This is a genomic window from Streptomyces neyagawaensis, from assembly GCF_023516595.1.
Classification (GTDB): Bacteria; Actinomycetota; Actinomycetes; order Streptomycetales; family Streptomycetaceae; genus Streptomyces; species Streptomyces neyagawaensis.
The window spans coordinates 40,506-56,074 of record NZ_JAMGBG010000071.1 but is presented as its reverse complement, the minus strand read 5'-3'; the positions used below and the strand labels follow the sequence as shown (position 1 = coordinate 56,074).

The 15,569-nt window shown below is 71.0% G+C and carries 19 protein-coding genes and 3 pseudogenes; 4 read left to right on the top strand and 18 right to left on the bottom strand.

The window, feature by feature from the left end:
* Positions 1–22: 22 nt before the first annotated feature.
* The 3 genes and pseudogenes from M8J73_RS27945 to M8J73_RS27935 form a co-directional block, all read right to left on the bottom strand.
* Entirely contained in the window at positions 23–943 is a 921-nt protein-coding gene (locus M8J73_RS27945; protein ID WP_249829227.1) for a hypothetical protein, read from the bottom strand.
* Between the two features lie 73 nt (positions 944–1,016).
* Complete coding sequence (locus M8J73_RS27940) at positions 1,017–1,274, bottom strand: DUF397 domain-containing protein (protein WP_240501572.1); 258 nt, start codon at positions 1,272–1,274, stop codon at positions 1,017–1,019.
* A gap of 88 nt (positions 1,275–1,362) precedes the next feature.
* A pseudogene (locus M8J73_RS27935) lies at positions 1,363–2,040 on the bottom strand (helix-turn-helix domain-containing protein); the annotation flags it as partial.
* 182 nt (positions 2,041–2,222) lie between these two features.
* Here M8J73_RS27935 and M8J73_RS27930 point away from each other — a divergent pair.
* Together M8J73_RS27930 and M8J73_RS27925 are read left to right on the top strand one after the other, a co-directional pair.
* Positions 2,223–2,432: a hypothetical protein gene (locus tag M8J73_RS27930; protein WP_055540979.1), complete on the top strand. Its 210-nt coding sequence runs from the start codon at positions 2,223–2,225 to the stop codon at positions 2,430–2,432.
* Between the two features lie 2 nt (positions 2,433–2,434).
* On the top strand, positions 2,435–2,878 hold the full coding sequence (locus tag M8J73_RS27925; RefSeq protein WP_055540980.1) for a DUF7848 domain-containing protein: 444 nt from the start codon (positions 2,435–2,437) through the stop codon (positions 2,876–2,878).
* A 33-nt stretch (positions 2,879–2,911) separates the two neighbouring features.
* Here M8J73_RS27925 and M8J73_RS27920 read toward each other — a convergent pair whose 3' ends face one another.
* The 15 genes and pseudogenes from M8J73_RS27920 to M8J73_RS27850 all read right to left on the bottom strand — a co-directional run bounded on the left by M8J73_RS27920 (position 2,912) and on the right by M8J73_RS27850 (position 13,031).
* A complete protein-coding gene (locus tag M8J73_RS27920) occupies positions 2,912–3,286 on the bottom strand; it encodes a GntR family transcriptional regulator (protein WP_055540981.1) in 375 nt (124 codons plus the stop codon).
* Positions 3,283–4,152: a hypothetical protein gene (locus tag M8J73_RS27915; RefSeq protein WP_240501573.1), complete on the bottom strand. Its 870-nt coding sequence runs from the start codon at positions 4,150–4,152 to the stop codon at positions 3,283–3,285. The genes M8J73_RS27920 and M8J73_RS27915 overlap by 4 nt, the downstream gene beginning before the upstream one ends.
* A gap of 329 nt (positions 4,153–4,481) precedes the next feature.
* Complete coding sequence (locus M8J73_RS27910; RefSeq protein WP_240501574.1) at positions 4,482–5,492, bottom strand: isopenicillin N synthase family dioxygenase; 1,011 nt, start codon at positions 5,490–5,492, stop codon at positions 4,482–4,484.
* Positions 5,485–5,937: a nucleoside deaminase gene (locus tag M8J73_RS27905; protein ID WP_055540982.1), complete on the bottom strand. Its 453-nt coding sequence runs from the start codon at positions 5,935–5,937 to the stop codon at positions 5,485–5,487. The genes M8J73_RS27910 and M8J73_RS27905 overlap by 8 nt, the downstream gene beginning before the upstream one ends.
* A gap of 60 nt (positions 5,938–5,997) precedes the next feature.
* The gene (locus M8J73_RS27900) at positions 5,998–6,396 is read right to left on the bottom strand and encodes a gas vesicle protein K (RefSeq protein WP_055540992.1); all 399 of its coding nucleotides are present in this window, start codon (positions 6,394–6,396) and stop codon (positions 5,998–6,000) included.
* Positions 6,397–6,576: 180 nt separating this feature from the next.
* Positions 6,577–6,769, bottom strand: a pseudogene (locus tag M8J73_RS27895) (gas vesicle protein); the annotation flags it as partial.
* Between the two features lie 128 nt (positions 6,770–6,897).
* Positions 6,898–7,371 (bottom strand): annotated as a pseudogene (locus M8J73_RS27890) (gas vesicle protein); the annotation flags it as partial.
* Positions 7,368–8,537, bottom strand: coding sequence for an SRPBCC family protein (locus M8J73_RS27885; RefSeq protein WP_055540983.1), 1,170 nt, complete (start codon positions 8,535–8,537; stop codon positions 7,368–7,370). The gene M8J73_RS27885 and the pseudogene M8J73_RS27890, both read right to left, overlap by 4 nt.
* Positions 8,530–9,114 (bottom strand): hypothetical protein, encoded by a 585-nt coding sequence (locus M8J73_RS27880; protein WP_055540984.1) that lies wholly within the window; start codon positions 9,112–9,114, stop codon positions 8,530–8,532. Before M8J73_RS27880 ends, M8J73_RS27885 begins: the two co-directional genes overlap by 8 nt.
* A gap of 31 nt (positions 9,115–9,145) precedes the next feature.
* Positions 9,146–9,409: a gas vesicle protein GvpG gene (locus tag M8J73_RS27875; protein WP_055540985.1), complete on the bottom strand. Its 264-nt coding sequence runs from the start codon at positions 9,407–9,409 to the stop codon at positions 9,146–9,148.
* A 29-nt stretch (positions 9,410–9,438) separates the two neighbouring features.
* Positions 9,439–10,152 carry a GvpL/GvpF family gas vesicle protein gene (locus M8J73_RS27870; protein WP_055540986.1) on the bottom strand — a complete coding sequence of 238 codons (714 nt, stop codon included), beginning with the start codon at positions 10,150–10,152 and terminating at the stop codon, positions 9,439–9,441.
* Positions 10,153–10,161: 9 nt separating this feature from the next.
* Positions 10,162–10,614, bottom strand: coding sequence for a gas vesicle structural protein GvpA (locus tag M8J73_RS27865; RefSeq protein ID WP_055540987.1), 453 nt, complete (start codon positions 10,612–10,614; stop codon positions 10,162–10,164).
* A gap of 54 nt (positions 10,615–10,668) precedes the next feature.
* On the bottom strand, positions 10,669–11,004 hold the full coding sequence (gene gvpO / locus M8J73_RS27860) for a gas vesicle protein GvpO (RefSeq protein ID WP_055540988.1): 336 nt from the start codon (positions 11,002–11,004) through the stop codon (positions 10,669–10,671).
* Positions 11,005–11,145: 141 nt separating this feature from the next.
* Positions 11,146–12,261: a glycoside hydrolase family 113 protein gene (locus tag M8J73_RS27855; protein ID WP_079055074.1), complete on the bottom strand. Its 1,116-nt coding sequence runs from the start codon at positions 12,259–12,261 to the stop codon at positions 11,146–11,148.
* A 374-nt stretch (positions 12,262–12,635) separates the two neighbouring features.
* Positions 12,636–13,031, bottom strand: coding sequence for a PLD nuclease N-terminal domain-containing protein (locus M8J73_RS27850; RefSeq protein ID WP_055537261.1), 396 nt, complete (start codon positions 13,029–13,031; stop codon positions 12,636–12,638).
* A gap of 154 nt (positions 13,032–13,185) precedes the next feature.
* Between M8J73_RS27850 and M8J73_RS27845 the strand changes: the two genes are divergently transcribed.
* Together M8J73_RS27845 and mqnP are read left to right on the top strand one after the other, a co-directional pair.
* Complete coding sequence (locus M8J73_RS27845) at positions 13,186–14,643, top strand: menaquinone biosynthesis decarboxylase (protein WP_055537260.1); 1,458 nt, start codon at positions 13,186–13,188, stop codon at positions 14,641–14,643.
* On the top strand, positions 14,640–15,542 hold the full coding sequence (gene mqnP / locus M8J73_RS27840) for a menaquinone biosynthesis prenyltransferase MqnP (RefSeq protein WP_055537259.1): 903 nt from the start codon (positions 14,640–14,642) through the stop codon (positions 15,540–15,542). The genes M8J73_RS27845 and mqnP overlap by 4 nt, the downstream gene beginning before the upstream one ends.
* The last annotated feature ends 27 nt before the right edge of the window (positions 15,543–15,569 follow it).

The window sequence follows — 15,569 nt, the reverse complement described above, 5'->3', positions numbered from 1 at the left end:
GAGAGACACTCGCCCGGCGCCCTCACTGCGGCAGTGACACCAGCAGCGCCCGTGACGACGGCGTCCGACCCGGCACCCAGTCGCTCGTCCGCGTCGCGTGCCGCAGCGCCGGGTGGTCCCGCCCCCGCAACCCCGCGTAGAACACGGCCCGGTCGGCTATCCCGGCCGCCCGGTCCCGCAGCACCGACTCCATCACCCTCAGCCCCGCCGTCTCCTGCACGTTGTCTATGAGGATCACCGGCCGCCCGCCCCCGGCCCCCGCGTCCCCCAGGTCCGCCAGCAACGCCCGTACGAGATGCCGCTCGGCGTGCGCCCGCGCGTCCCCGCCCGCCCGGAAGTGCCGGGACAGCAGGACCAGCCCCAGCTTCGGATTGCCGGCCGCGTACGGGTAGTCCCGGTACCAGACCGCGCCCCTGCGCAGCCGCCGGTACGACGACGACATCCCCTCCGTGAACGCCTCCAGCGCCGCCTCGACGATGGCCTCCACCACCGGGCCCGTCCCCGACGTCGACACCGACGACACGAGCCGTGCGACCACCTTGCCCGTCCACCGGCCCGCCGGTCTCCCCAGCAGACCGCCCGTGCCGCTCAGCAGCAGCGCCCGCTCGGCCTCCTCCCGCAGCCTCGGCGCCTCCCGGTCGCTCCACCCGCCGGCCGCGACGGCGAGCAGACCGCACGCCAGCCGGGGGAACGCGACGCGCCCCGCCCCGGCCACCGGTGCGGTGAGCTGCTCCGCGATCGTCGACAGTGCCTCGTAGACGGGCGACCACGACTCCGCCGGGCGGCCCGGCGGCGGCCGCTCGAACCGTGTCTCCTCGCCGTCCATCAGTGCGACGGGGGTACGCCCCTCGTGCGCGTCCCGCAGCACCCGCAGCGCCGTGCTCTTGCCCGGACCCCGGGCATCGGCCAGCACCACGAACGGCTCATCCTTCGCGTGCGTCATAGCAACGTGGCTATCAACAGCCATGGCGCGAGGGGCAGTTGTTGCGGACTAGGGCGCAGATTGTTCGTTCGTATTACGAGAATGTAGGAACGCCGTCCACGAAGTGCGCCCAGGCGGACCGGTTGATGACCAGCACGGGCCCGTCAGGGTTCTTGCTGTCCCGGACGGGGACGACGCCGGGGATATCGGGGGCGATTTCGACGCAGTTGCCGCCGTTGTCGCCGCTGTGGCTGCTCTTGATCCACGTCGCCACTTCCAGGCAGTCGCCGCCGTCGTTGCCGCTGTAGCTGCTCTTGATCCAGATCGCCGCGCTCAGGTCGTACCTGTCCATGACGTTCGTACCCCTCCATCACGTCGCCGATCAGAGCGGCGGATTCGCGGGCTGACGGGATGTCCGCTCTGAGCACATCATAGGTTTGGCTGTCGCGCGTGTAGACGGCTGGATCGTTGTTGAAGTGGCCACTGTGCTGCGACTCCGAGTAGACCCATCGCTCGTCGGGCAGGTCGATCAGCGACATGGAGACCTTGGGGCGGACGAGTCCGAAGAGGTTGGCCGGGACCACCTGGATGCGGATGTTGGGCCGCCGCCCGACGGCGAGCAGATGAGCGCACTGTTCGCGCATGACCTCCGGGCTCCCGACCGCGTTGCGCAGGCAGCTCTCGTCCAGGACCGCCACAAAGAACGGGCCGCCGTCGCTCAGGAAACGTGGCTGGCGGCTCATCCTGGCCCGGACGCGTTCGTCCGCCTCGTCACCGGTCGAGACCTGGGAGAACAACGCGCGAGCGTAGTCCGCCGTCTGCAACAAACCTGGCACCACCTGCTCCTGGTACTGCCGCAGCCCGACCGCCACCGCCTCCATCTCCACCCGCCGCTCGAACCAATCCGGATGCTGGACGGCCGGATACCAGTCGATCTTGCCCCACATGCGGGTCAACACCCCGCCCGTGTCCAGTACTTCGTCGCACCGTTTCGCGAACTGGTCGCTCGGGACCCTCGTGCCCGCCTCGATCTTCGCCACCTGCGACCGGTCGCACGGGATCTCCCTCGCCAGCGCCTCCTGCGTCAGCAGCGCCGCCTCGCGGTAGTGCCGGAGCACCTCGCCGAACAGGGCCGCGCTCCCCGCCCCGCCCGCCCCGTCCGCGTTCCGCCTCGTCACCGCGTCCCCCTCGTGCTCCTCCGTGGCAAAGGCCCAGTGCCACACGTCCCGCGTTGATTGCCACCGTTCCCCTCGGCGACGCTGTGTACACCCAGAGTTACTGGCAGGGCTGTGGAGTGCATGTGGAACCAGAGGGACAGCTTGTCTACGACCCGATGACACGGCGGGTCGGCGAGTACCGGGACAAGGTCGGCCCGTACGCGCTGTTGCGACCGGTCGGCGGAGGCCGGGAGTGGGAGGCGGACCCGGCGGCCTTGCGGCCGGCGACGCAGGCGGAGCGGATCGGCGCGCAGGTACGCGCGGCGAACCGCCGTACGAAGAGGAGGGTGTGAGGGTGCGTCGGCGAGACGAGGGCGAGCCGGGCCGCCCACCCGTTCCGGTCCCCGGCTGCGCCGCGTGCGCGGAGCTGGCGGCGCGGCGGGACGAGGCCCGGGCCCGGTACGACGGGAGCGCGGAGACGGACGCGAACGTCCTGTTCCGGCACCACCAGCGGCGCGACCACGGCGGAGGCGTCCGGGGTCGCCGGGTCTTCCGGTACGTGCCGTACGTCCTCGCGCAGGACCCGACGGCGGAACCGGAGTACGAGGCGCGGTGTGTGTCGGGCGACGAGACGGAGTGCGGCGCCGGGTCGGGCGTGCGGAGTGGCCCGGCTGACGTGGAGGAGTGGCTGCGCGGGCACACACAGGAGACCGGGCATGGGCGCTACCGCCGAACCTTCGGCGACTACGCGGTGTTCGAGGCGCAGGAGGACGGGCCCCGCGAGGGGACCACGCCCTGACGTGCTGCCGGGGCCGTCACGCCGAGGGCGTCCTCACGCCATCGCCTCGCGTACGGCGGTCAGGATGTCCTCCGTGTCGGCGCCCAGCGCCCGCGCGGCCGAAGTGAAGTCGCGGGCGAGGGTGGTGAGCTGGTCGGCGTCATGGGTGCGCGGCCCGGTCGGGAGGGTGGCGACCCGGGTGCCCGCGCCCCGGCGGGTGCGGATCAGCTCGCCGGCCTCCAGTTCGCGGTAGGCGCGGGCTACCGTGCCCGGCGCGAGGCCGAGGTCGGCGGCGAGCTGGCGTACGGTCGGCAGCCGTTCGCCCTCGACCAGCCGGCCGGTGCGGATCAGCGCGGCCAACTGCGCGCGGATCTGCTCGTACGGCGGTACCTGGCTGGTGGTGTCGACGCGGACGGCGGGGTCGGTCATCGGCGGAGCGTCCCCTCGGCGGCGCGCTCGTCGTCGAGGTCCGCCATGTCACCGAGGTCCGCCGCGTCGTCGAAGGCCCTGTCGTCGTCGAGGGACTTCTCGTCCTCGACCGCCCTCGGCGCCACCACGGTGACCAGGGACCAGACGACGGTGAACAGGTTCAGCAGGGCCAGGGGGTAGAACACCCAGAAGGTGAGCGCGCCCAGCACCCCGGCGCAGCCCGTCTCGGTCAGCGCGACGGAGATCATCAGCACGGCGTACAGCTGCTGGCTCGACACCAGCAGGCCCCAGGCCCCGGTGACCGCCCACGCGCGGTCGCGGCGCTGCTGGTCCCCGCCCGGTCCGTGGGCGATGCGGCGCAGGGCCCACGCGCAGGTGGGAGTGGCTATGGCGAGCGCGCCGAACATGGGGAGGCTGTAGTACAGACCGGGCCACGGGCCGAGGCTCGCGCGCATCCCGTTGCAGGTGACGTGGACGACCTTCCCCGTGCTGAGGACGCGGTCGGGGTCCACGGAGGCGGTGGCGGCGGTGATCACCAGCAGGGCCACGAGGGAGACACCCTGAAGGGCGATCAGGGGGCCCATGTGCGGTGGCACATGGTCTCTGACCAGGCGCGGCGCGAGGCTCGCGGTCCGTACCGCCTCCTGCGGGCGCAGGGTCAGGGCGTCGGCGAGCAGGACGCCGGCCACCGCGCACAGGCCGAACGCGGTGATGCAGAACACCACGCGCTGCTCGAACTCCACGTCTCCGTCTCCCAGTGTGGAGACCGCCTGCGCCACGACCACGCCGATGGCCAGCCCGGACCAGCGGGCGACATGATCGGCGTGTTCGAGCAGCCGGTACGGGAGCGGGGCACTGTCGAGCATGTGGAGATCCCCCCGGATCGTCTTGTACCAAGTTGTGGATACAAGATGGCCCGGCCTGGGCGTTGTGTCAAACGCTCGATACAAGTGGGGGTCGAGATGGGCGTCGAGGTGGGTGTCGAGGAGGAGCCTCCGGCCGTCGAGGAGGAGCCTCCGGCCGCTTTCCGCCGCCGTTCTGATCCTGCTCCGATCCTGCTCCGATCCGGTTCTGATCTGCGGGTGGTTCCATGGGGCCCGCAGCTCCGGTCGGCCGGGATCCCGAGACGCCCCGTCCTGCCCGTGTGCCGAAGCGGCCGGGCGGGACGGTGGCCCCGGTCGGCCCACCGTGATCGTCAGCCCACGGTGATCGCGTCGAGCTTCTCCCGCAGGTAGACGTGCGAGTCGACCGGCGGGTACGCGACCCGCCCGACCGGGGCGGGTACCGATTCGACGACCGTGCCCGGTGTGCACTCCCCGAAGTAGACCAGCGACATCAGCTCCTCGGCCGGCTCGTCGGCCGGCGGCGGCAGTACGCGGTGCCGTCCGGAGCGCCAGCGGTCACCGGTCCACCGGGCCATCAGGTCACCGATGTTGATGGTGAAGGCCGTCGGATCGTATGGCGCGTCCTCCCAGCCGCCCTCGTCCGTGTACACCTGGAGCCCGCCCTTTCCGGCCTGCCGGTCGAGGATCGTGACCGTGCCGAAGTCGGTGTGGGGGCCGATCCGGAACTGGCCGGGAGCGGGGTCGCCGAGGACGTCCCGGCCCGGGTACCAGTTGATGTTGAAGCCGTAGGTGGGGTGGCTCATGTGCCGGGCGAAGAAGTCCCGTTCGAGGCCGAGCGCGTCGCCGAGCAGGGTGAGCAGATGCCGCTCCAGCTCGCCCATCCGGTCCAGGTACTCCTCGCAGAGCGGCCGCAGCTCCGGCACCTCGGTCGGCCAGACGTTCGGCTGGTACCACTCCGCGTTGACCACCGGGTCCTCGAACGGCTCGTGCGTCGCGAAGGTCAGCGACTCCTTCAGATCCGGCGGGGTCTCGGTCCCCTCCGCGTAGCCGTTCGCCTCGGCCCCCGGCCCCAGCCACCCCCTCCCGCCGACCTTCACCTCGTACGCCCGCTTGCGTTCCGCGGGCAGCGTGAAGAAGGCCCGCGCCGCCTCCCGCATGCGCGTCCGCAGCGCCGGGTCCACGCCGTGTCCCGTCACCAGCAGGAACCCGGCGGTCTGGAGCGCCTCGTCGACGGTACGCGCGATCCGGGCCCGGTCCTCCTCGTCGCCGTCGAACCAGGGGGCCAGGTCGATGGTCGGGACGCGGGGGCTGCTGGGCCTACCGGCACCGTTGGGGGTACCGGGGCTGTTGGGGCTAATCACCGATGTCCTCGTTCCACAGAGCCGGGTTCTTCTCGATGAAGTCACGCATCAGGGCCACGCACTCCGCGTCGTCGAGGACGACGATCTCCACGCCGTGCTCCGCGAGCCAGTCGTGACCGCCGTGGAAGGTCTCGGCCTCGCCGATCACCACCCGTGAGATGCCGAACTGCCGTACCAGGCCGGAGCAGTACCAGCACGGCGACAGCGTCGTCACCATCGTCGTACCGCGATACGTCCGCTGCCGGCCCGCCGCGCGGAACGCGGCCGTCTCCGCGTGCGTGGACGGGTCGCCGTCCTGGACCCGCCGGTTGTGCCCCCGCCCGAGGACGGTGCCGTCCGGGCCGTAGAGCGCCGCGCCGATCGGGATGCCGCCCTCGGCGAGACCTGCCCGCGCCTCCGCCACGGCGGTGGCCAGCCACGCCCGTGCCGTCGTTTCGTCAGCCATGGGCTCACTCTGCCCCGGAACGGGCGGGCCCACGTATGCGGAGGAGTACGCGGAGGGGGATCACGGCGGGAGCAGGGTGCCCAGGGGGCCGAGGTCGAGGTTCAGGTCGTCCAGGGTGAGGCCGTAGCGGTCGCAGAGTTCTTCCATGCGGTCGTGCAGGACCATCAGGGTCATCCCGAGGCGCTCCTCCTGCTCCTCGGTCAGTCCTCCCTGGTCGACGCGGTGGAGGGCCTGGCGCTCCATCAGCTGGCGCAGCAGTTCGACGATGGTGAGCACCAGCTTGACGAGGTCCCGCTCCACGGTGTCCGGATCGGTCCGCAGCCGGTGGGCGACCGCCCCGCCGCGGGAGAGCGGTGGCGGGGCGATCTCCTCCGGCCGGGCGGGCAGCACCGAGAACGCGCGCCGCGCGGCCTCCGCCACCTCCCGCAGCCGGTCGATGGGCGGCCCCTCAGAGGGCATCGGCACCATGACCGTGCCCTTCCGGGTACGCCGGGTCCGAGGGAGCCGGGTGAGTGGGTGGCCGGTCTGTGTACGCCGGGTCCGAGGGAGCCGGGTGAGTGGGTGGCCGGTCTGTGTACGCCGGGTCCGCGTTCGTTGCGGGCGGCAGGATCGGGGCCCACTGCTCCTCCATCTGCTCGCGGACGGCGACGATCACCGCGCGCAGCGAGATCCGCACGAGGTCGATGTCCGCGATGCTCAGCACGACATCGCCGGTCAGCACGACACCCCCGCTCAGCAGCCGGTCGAGCAGATCGATCAGCGCGACCTGACGTCCGCTGAGGGGGCGGTCGTACTCGTCGTCGTACGCGGCGGGCGGGTCGTACGCGCTCATCGGTGCCGGTCCTCGTCCCGCTCCTCATCGCTCCGTTCGTCGTCGCCCCGCGCGGCGGACGCCTTGCGCCGCTTGGGGCGCGCCTCATCCGGACGGCCCTCCGCCCGGCGGGGTGCGGCGCGGGCCCTGCGTTCGGGATCACTACGTTCGGGATCACGACGTTCGGGATCGCGGGCCTTGCGTTCGGGCTCGGGGGCGCGGCGACGCTCCGACGACGACGAGCCGCTCGGGGACAGCTCCGCCGGGGACTCCTCCAGACGGCCCCGGAGTTCCCTGACCTCCTCGCGGAGGCGATCGTTCTGCTCCTCAAGGGAGCGGCGTCCGTCGGAGCGGGACGCGCGCGACGACAGGGCGGGATCGTGCTCCCACCAGTCGATGCCGATCTCCTTGGCCTTGTCGACCGACGCGACCAGCAGACGCAGCTTGATCGTGAGCAGCTCGATGTCGAGCAGGTTCACCTTGATGTCGCCGACGATGACGATGCCCTTGTCGAGGACCCGTTCCAGGATGTCGGCGAGGTTCGCGCTGGACCCCTGGCCGCCGCCGTAGGGGGTGAAGGCCCGCGACGGGGTCTGGGCGGGGGAGTCGGCGGGCCGGCTCACGACGCCCTCGACCTCGCTTCCTCTTCCGCTTCCTCGTCCTCCGGTTCCTCGTCCTCGTACTCGTCGTCCACGTCTTCCTCGTCGTCCTCGTACTCGTCGTCCGCCTCGTCCTCACCCGCCTCCTCGTCCTCGTCCTCGTACTCGTCGTCGGGCTCCTGGGCTCGGTCCTCGTCCTCCTCGTCCTTCTCGTCCCGCGCCTCCGTGTCCTCGTCCTCCTCCTCCCGCGCCTCCGTGTCCTCGTCCTCTTCTTCGTCCCGCGGCTCGGTGTCCTCTCCCTCTTCTTCGTCCCGTGGCTCGGTGTCCTCGTCCTCGGCCGATTCGTGCGGTTGGGTGACCTCGCCGTCGTGGATCTCGCCGCGCCAGCCGCCCGTGGCCTCGCCGCGCATCATCACGAACGTGCGGTACAGCTTGAGGTCGAGGCGGGCGCGGCGGCCCTGGGACCTGAACAGACCGCCGGTCCGCTCGAAGAGCCCCTTGGGGGAGTACTCCATGACGAGCAGCACCTTGGTGAGGTTCTCGCCGAGCGGGTGGAAGGTGACGACGCCCTTGGTCGTGGCCTTCTCGCCCTCGGAGGTCCAGGCGATGCGCTGGTCGGGCACCTGTTCCGTGATGTTGCCGCGCCAGCGCCGCTTCGACTTGGCGACCTTCACCTGCCACTGCGTCGTGGTGTCGTCCTGCTGATCGACGGCGACGACGCCCTTGGCGAACCGGCTGAACTCCTGGAACTGGGTCCACTGGTTGTACGCCTCGCGCACCGGGACACCCACGTTGATGTCCTCGATGATGGTGTGCCCGCGGCCGGTGCCGCCCTCGGGCGACTTGCCGTGCTTCTTGCCTGCGGCGGAGTCCTTGGCCTTCCCCGCCGCGTCCTTCGCCTTCCCGGCCACGTCCATGGCCTTGCCACCCGCACCCTTCGCCTTCTCCATGAGCGCACCCTTGGCGTGGGACGCGGTCGAGGCCAGACCGTCCGTCAGATGTCCCTCGCCGATCCGGCGGGCGCCCTCGCCGATCTTGTGGCCCGCGCCTTCGAGCATCACGGCCAGCCGCGCCTCGATGTATTCCTCCAGCTCCTCCTTCAGCCGGGTCGTACCGGGGTTGTGCGGCGCCTCGTCCCTCGCCTTGCTGAGGGTGCCGGCACCGCCTTTCGCTCCCTTGCCCTCAGCCATCGTCCTGCCTCCTCGACCTGGAGCCGCTCCCGCTCTTGGTGCGGCTCGCGGAAGCGGTCTGCTTCTTCGCACGCGACGCCGTGCTCCGGCGCTGCGGCCCGCCGCCGCTCCGGCTCCTCTTCGCCGCGGGCCGGCCCTTCCCGCCGCCCCCGCCGCTCTCGGCGCCCTGCTCGTCCCGCTCGCTCTCCTCGTTCTCCTCGTTCTCCTCGTCCTGTTCGTCCTGCTCGTCCTGCTGGTCGTCCGGCTCGGTCCGCTCGTCGTCGCCCTTCGGCTCACCGCCGTCCGGGTGTGCCCGCTCGCGGAGCCCCTCGGTGCGTTCGTGGAGGGCGCCGGCCAGGCTGTCCGCCTTCGCCGTCAGCACGTGGGTCGCCGCCGCCTTGCTCGCCTCCGTCAGTTCCCCGCGCACCTGCTGGGTGACGTTGCTCAGGAAGGGGGAGTCGAGCAGGCCGGCGAGCTGCCCCGGCCTGGCCTTGGCGCCGGCCAGCAGCGCCCCGGCGCCGAGCGCGAGCTTCGCCTTCTTCGTCCGGCCGAGGAGGTAGCCCCCCAGGATGGCCGCGCCGATCGTCGCGTTCTTCATGATCCAGTCTTCTTTCCGTACCCCACGTGCGTCACGGACCGGGTCCCGCGCCCTGCTGGGCCCGGAAGGCGCTGATCTCCTGCAACCGGCGCAGCAACTCGTCCTCGCGCCGGGTGGCCTCCTCCTCGTCGATGCGTCCCTCGGTCCGCGCCCGCTCCAGATTCACCAACTCCTCCTGGATCGGGGCGGGGTCGTAGTACTCCTCCTCGGCGGTCTGCCGCACCTTGTCCAGCACCCAGCCGATGCCGCGCACCGGGGCGAACGGCAACGTCACGATGGTTCCGACCAGTCCCACGTCCTCGCCTCCTCGGAGCAGCGCGGCGGTCATACGAAGCTGTACGGCGGCAGAGGGCCGCGCAGCCGGAGTTCGACGCCCTCGCCCAGGCGCTCGGCCAGTTCCCCGCCGGCGCGGGTGAACTCCTCGGACCGGGCGTCCTCCACCAGGAAGGAGGCGTTCACGAAGTACTGCTGGGACGGCGGAGCGACCTGCTCGGAGACGACCAGCGGACGCATGGTGGCGAGAACCTCCTCGGCGAGCGCCGCGTTCCGGTTCTGCACCTCCTGGGCCACGAGTTCGCCGAGGGCCAGCCGGTCCTCGTACGTGCCGCCGCCGTCGCGGATCGACTCGTTCAGCGTCCGGGCCTGCCCGGAGTCGGTGAGGATCGCGCGCAGCAGGACATCCTCGTCCGTGACCCCCTTCACGTTGAACTCCGCGGTGCCCGACAGCTCGTCCAGCCGCTGGGAGAAGGCCTCGGCCCGCTCGTCCAGCAAGGCGCGCACCGAATCCTCGTCCGGGGCGACGAAACCGAAGCTCAGCGGCAGGATGGCCCCGTCGGACCAGAGGTTCTCCTGGACCTCGTGGTGCGCCTCCAGGTCCCGGCGGGCGACCGAGAGATCGGCCGGGGCCTCGCTGACGACGGCACTCAGGGAGCCGCTGCTCACCGCGTGCAGATCGCTGCCGTCCTCCCCGACACCCCGGACGTCGTCGAGGTCCAGAGGGTGCTCCGCCTTGGTGATCGCGTAGATGTACACGGACATCGGCTCGCCTCACTCCTCGTCGTCATGCCTCGAGGAGCGGCGGCTCGCACCGCGTTCGGAACGCACCCGCTGCTTCTCGCGCCCGGACTCGCGGTCCTCGCGCCCCTTCTGGAGGGACTCGGAGACGGCCTCGACCGCGCCCGACAGCGCCCCCTTGCTCTTGCCGCGGGCGCCCGACTCGGTGGCGTCGCCGACCAGGTCCGTCAGCTGGGAGGGGGCCTTGCGCCCCGACTCCAGGTCCAGCCGGTTGCACGCCTCCGCGAACCGCAGATACGTGTCGACACTGGCCACGACCACGCGGGCGTCGATCTTGAGTATCTCGATGCCGACCAGGGAGACCCGTGCGAACGCGTCGATGACGAGGCCCCTGTCCAGGACCAGTTCCAGCACGTCGTAGAGGTTCCCCGAGCCGCCACCCCCGCCTCCGCGGGAAGCGAGCGCACCCTCGCCCTGTGGCACCACAGTCACGATGTGATCCCTTCCGGGCACGGGAGTCCGTGCGCGTCGGCGGTCGCCTCAGCGGCCGCCGGCCCGGTCGATCTGCGCGCGCGTGTACCGGCGTCCGCGCTCGTACGCCAGCAGCTTGCCCGCCGGGTCCAGGACCACCTGGTAGCTCGCCATCACGCTGCTCGTCTGCGGGACGCGCTCCAGTTCCTCGACCTCGACCTCGGCCTCCCAGCCCTCTTCTGTCGGTTTCAGCGCGGAAACGGACTCCGGAACGCGTCCCAGCACTACGGTGAGCTGCTCGAGCGCGCTCCGAATGGCCTCGGGCGCGGAGACACGCTCCTCGGCGGGCTCCTGCCGCGACGAGGAACGGCGCTTCTCCGACTCATGGCCGTTCGTGGCTCTCACCTTCTCTCTCTCATCTCGCCGTGTGCCCGAAAAAGCATGTATGACACGTTTGAGGCGATTAGGTCAGGAAAATTTCGTCACTCCGGTGGTCCGGTGGTCCGGTGGTCCGGTGGTCCGGTGGTCCGGTGGTCACTCGCGCCGTCACTTGTGAGCGGCGCACTGCCGGTACGCGCGCGCCAGCGCGTGGAAGGCCGTCTTCGGCTCCCAGTGCCAGCCGGACGCGGGAGTGCCGGGACGGGCCTCGATCGGCTTGACCAGGGCGTAGCTCGCCATGTCGAGGTCGTGGCGGGGATCGTCCGGGCGGTGCGGGGAGTCCGCGGAGACGAAGGTGAACGCGTGGGCGGCGTACAGGCCGAGCGCCTCGCACGCGGCGACGACATCGGTGACGTACGCGGCCTGCGTGCGCTCGCTGCGCCTCAGGTCGCCCTTGATCGCCGGGGGGTCGGCGCGATGGTCCACGGCGAACCACCCCATGCCGCCCTCCCGGGGCGCGCCCTCGAAGGTGCAGCAGCCGAACTCCTGGACCGAGAGCGGCTTGCCCGGCCGGATGTGGCGCGCGAGGTCGCGGACGTGACCGGCGTGGGTGCGGTGGTAGCCGTAGTAGTCGAGGCCGACGATGTCGAAGAGGTCCCAGTCGACCTCCTCGTCGTCCGCGGCGGCGTACGTCAGCGGGCCCCGGAAGACGGAACGGGCGACGGCGGCGGCCCGGCGTGTGAAGTCGTGGACCCGCCGGGCGGCCTCCACTGGGTCGAAGTGTCCCGCGAGGAGGTTCTCGATCCGCTCCAGGATGTCGTCGCCCGGCACGATGCCGGGCAGGAAGATCAGGAACTCGCAGCCGACGCTCAGATGCGTGTCCACGCCCTGCCGACGCAGCCGCTCCGCGAAGCGGCCCGTCTCGGCGAGGTGGTCGAGAATGTCGTCCTCGGGAACGCCCCCGAGCGTCGGCTCCAGCCAGACCGCGAGACCGCGCTCGGCCGCCTCGGCGGCGGTCGCGGTGAGCCGGTCCACGCCGTCGCCGGTGACCTTGACGGCGGTGGCGTGCAGATCGTTTCGTATCGCGCGCAGGTCCGCGCGCATCCGGTGCCGGTTCCAGGCGGTGGCGGGGGTGTCGCCCTCGCCGACCTCGTACACGACACTCCGGTACGACAGTCCGCGGGGGCGCTCCGCGGTGCCCATGAAGGCGGCGGCCCTCGTCGTCGGCAGCATCAGCCCACCGCCGAGCGCCGCACCCCACCTCAGAAAACGGCCCCTGCTCATCCCGGTCATCGGCCTTCCCTCCCCGTTGGTTGCCCTCAGTGTGGGGAGCGGGGGCTGGGGATGGGGTCGGCCGAAGGTCTATGGGGGTGGGCCGAAGGGATGGGAATGGGGCGGGGCCGGGCGCCTTAGGGGTGGGGGCCGGGGGGCGTTGGCGGGTGCGGGTGGGTGGGGGTTGTTCGCGCCCACGCGGCGGAGCCGCATGTGTCACCGCCCCGCGCCCCTGAAGGGAACGGGCCTGCGGCCCGCCCTTCGTCCTGAAAAGCACGGGGCGCAGCCCCGGTCGCTTTTCAGGGGCGCGGGGAACTGCGCGAGAGACCACAACGAACCCGCACCCGCCGACGAACCGCGCACCCCCGAGCTACAAGGCGCCCGCCCTACTCCTCGCCGTCCTTCTCGGGCTTCTCCCGCTCCTGCCGCTTCAGCTCTTCCTCCCGGCGCCGCAGATCCGCCTCCCAGCTCTTGAGGAGCGACTCGTCCTTCTTGTTCTCCTCGGAGAGCGACTTCAGGAACTCGGGATTGTCGTCGGGGGCGACATACTCCACGCGGTGGTTGCGGTGCCACTCCGACGGCGTGCGCCCGTTCGCGGGGACGTGGCGCAGCTTGCCCGCGGCGAGCCACGCGATCGGCCCGACGATCCAGAAGAGCAGGATGATGAACACCCAGGCGATCTTGGGCAGGTGCTTCGCCTCGTCCTCGGGGGTGTTGAGACAGTCGATGAACGCGTAGATGGTCAGCGCCAACGGCACGAGGTACATCAACACCCTGAGCATGGAACGCCCCCTGGAAAGCGGTGGTGGGCCCGTCCGCCGGACCCGGTGGTGACCGGTGGGGCCGTGCGGCGCCGACCCTGCGCGGCGGAAAGCCATGACCTTACGCCGGGCCCCGTGACGGGGTCAGGGTAGCCCCTCGGGGATACTGGACCGCATGGCTTACGACGATCTTCGCTCCCTGCTCCGCGCCCTGGAGCGCGAGGGCGATCTCAAGCGGATCAAGGCCGAGGTCGACCCGTATCTGGAGGTCGGGGAGATCGTCGACCGGGTCAACAAGGCCGGCGGTCCCGCCCTCCTCTTCGAGAACGTCCGCGGGTCGAGCATGCCGCTCGCGATGAACGTCTTCGGGACCGACCGCCGCCTGCTGAAGGCCCTCGGACTCAAGTCGTACGGCGAGATCAGCGAGAAGATCGGCGGGCTGCTCAAGCCGGAGCTGCCGCAGGGCTTCGTGGGTGTGCGCGAGGCGTTCGGGAAGCTCGGCTCGATGGTTCATGTGCCGCCGAAGAAGGTGAAGGCGGACAGCGCCCCCGTGCAGGAGGTCGTCCTCCAGGGCGACGACGTGGACCTGGACCAGCTTCCCGCGCTGTTCACCTGGCCCAAGGACGGCGGCTCCTTCTTCAACCTCGGGCTCACCCACACCAAGCACCCCGAGACCGGCGTCCGCAACCTCGGCCTGTACCGCCTCCAGCGCCACGACAAGCGCACCATCGGCATGCACTGGCAGATCCACAAGGACAGCCGCAACCACTACCAGGTGGCCGCCAAGCGCGGCGAACGGCTGCCGGTCGCCATCGCCTTCGGCTGCCCGCCCGCCGTGACCTACGCCTCCACGGCACCGCTGCCCGGCGACATCGACGAGTACCTGTTCGCCGGGTTCGTCGCGGGCAAGCGCATCGAGATGGTCGACTGCAAGACGGTGCCGTTGCAGGTGCCGGCGAACGCCGAGGTCGTCATCGAGGGCTGGCTGGAGCCCGGCGAGATGCTCCCCGAGGGCCCCTTCGGCGACCACACCGGCTTCTACACCCCGCAGGAGCCGTTCCCCGCGCTGAAGATCGACTGTGTGACGATGCGGAAGCGCCCGCTGCTCCAGTCGATCGTCGTCGGCCGCCCCCCGACGGAGGACGGACCGCTGGGCCGCGCGACGGAACGCTTCTTCCTCCCCCTCCTCAAGATCATCGTCCCGGACATCGTGGACTACCACCTCCCCGAGGCCGGCGGCTTCCACAACTGCGCGATCGTCTCGATCGAGAAGAAGTACCCGAAGCACGCGCAGAAGGTCATGCACGCCATCTGGGGCGCCCACATGATGTCCCTGACGAAGCTGATCGTGGTCGTCGACTCCGACTGCGACGTCCACGACCTCCACGAGGTCGCGTGGCGGGCCCTCGGCAACACGGACTACGCCCGCGACCTCACCGTCGTCGAAGGCCCCGTGGACCACCTCGACCACGCCTCCTACCAGCAGTTCTGGGGCGGCAAGGCCGGCATCGACGCGACGAAGAAGTGGATCGAGGAGGGCTACACCCGGGACGGCGGCTGGCCCGACATGGTCGAGTCGGACCCCGCCACGGCGGCGCTCGTCGACCGGCGCTGGAAGGAGTACGGCCTGTGAGCAGCGCATCGGCGGCGATCCCCCAGCCGGGCCGGACCAAGGCGTTCCTGCGGCTGGTGATGATCGAGCACTCGATCTTCGCGCTGCCCTTCGCGTACATCGCCGCGCTCACCGCCATGTTCCAGCTGGACGGCAACATCCACTGGGTACGGCTGCTGCTGGTCACCGTCTGCATGGTCGGGCTGCGCACGTTCGCGATGGCCGCCAACCGGATCATCGACCGCGAGATCGACGCGCGGAACCCGCGCACCGCGCACCGCGAGCTGGTGACCGGCGCGGTGTCGGTGAAGCACGCCTGGACCGGCGCCCTGATCGCCCTGGTGATCTTCCTGGGCGCGGCGGCGCTCCTGAACCCGCTCTGCCTGGCGCTGGCACCCGTCGCCGTGATCCCGATGGTGGTCTACCCCTACGGCAAACGCTTCACGAACTACCCCCAGGCCATCCTGGGCTTCGCCCAGGCGATGGGCCCGGTCGGCGGCTGGCTCGCGATCACCGGCGAGTGGTCCTGGGACGCGGTGATCCTGGGCCTGGCCGTCGGCGTCTGGATCGGCGGCTTCGACCTCATCTACGCCTGCCAGGACGTCGACTCCGACCGCGACACCGGCGTCCTGTCGGTCCCGGCCCGCTTCGGCATCCCGGCGGCGGTGTGGGCGGCCCGGGTGTGCCACGCCCTGACGACGGGGTTGTTCGTCTGGTACGCGCTGGCGACGGACGCGGGCGCGTTCCTGTGGCTGGGCCTGCTGATCGTGGCCGCCGCCTTCGTCTACGAGCACACGATCGTGCGCCCGCACGACCTGTCGCGGCTGAACCGCGCGTTCTTCTCCGTCAACGGCTTCATCGGCATTGCCCTGTTCGTGTGCGCGCTGCTGGATCTTCTGGTTCGGGGGCTCACTCCCTAGTACGACCCTCACGCCCCCCCCGCGGAT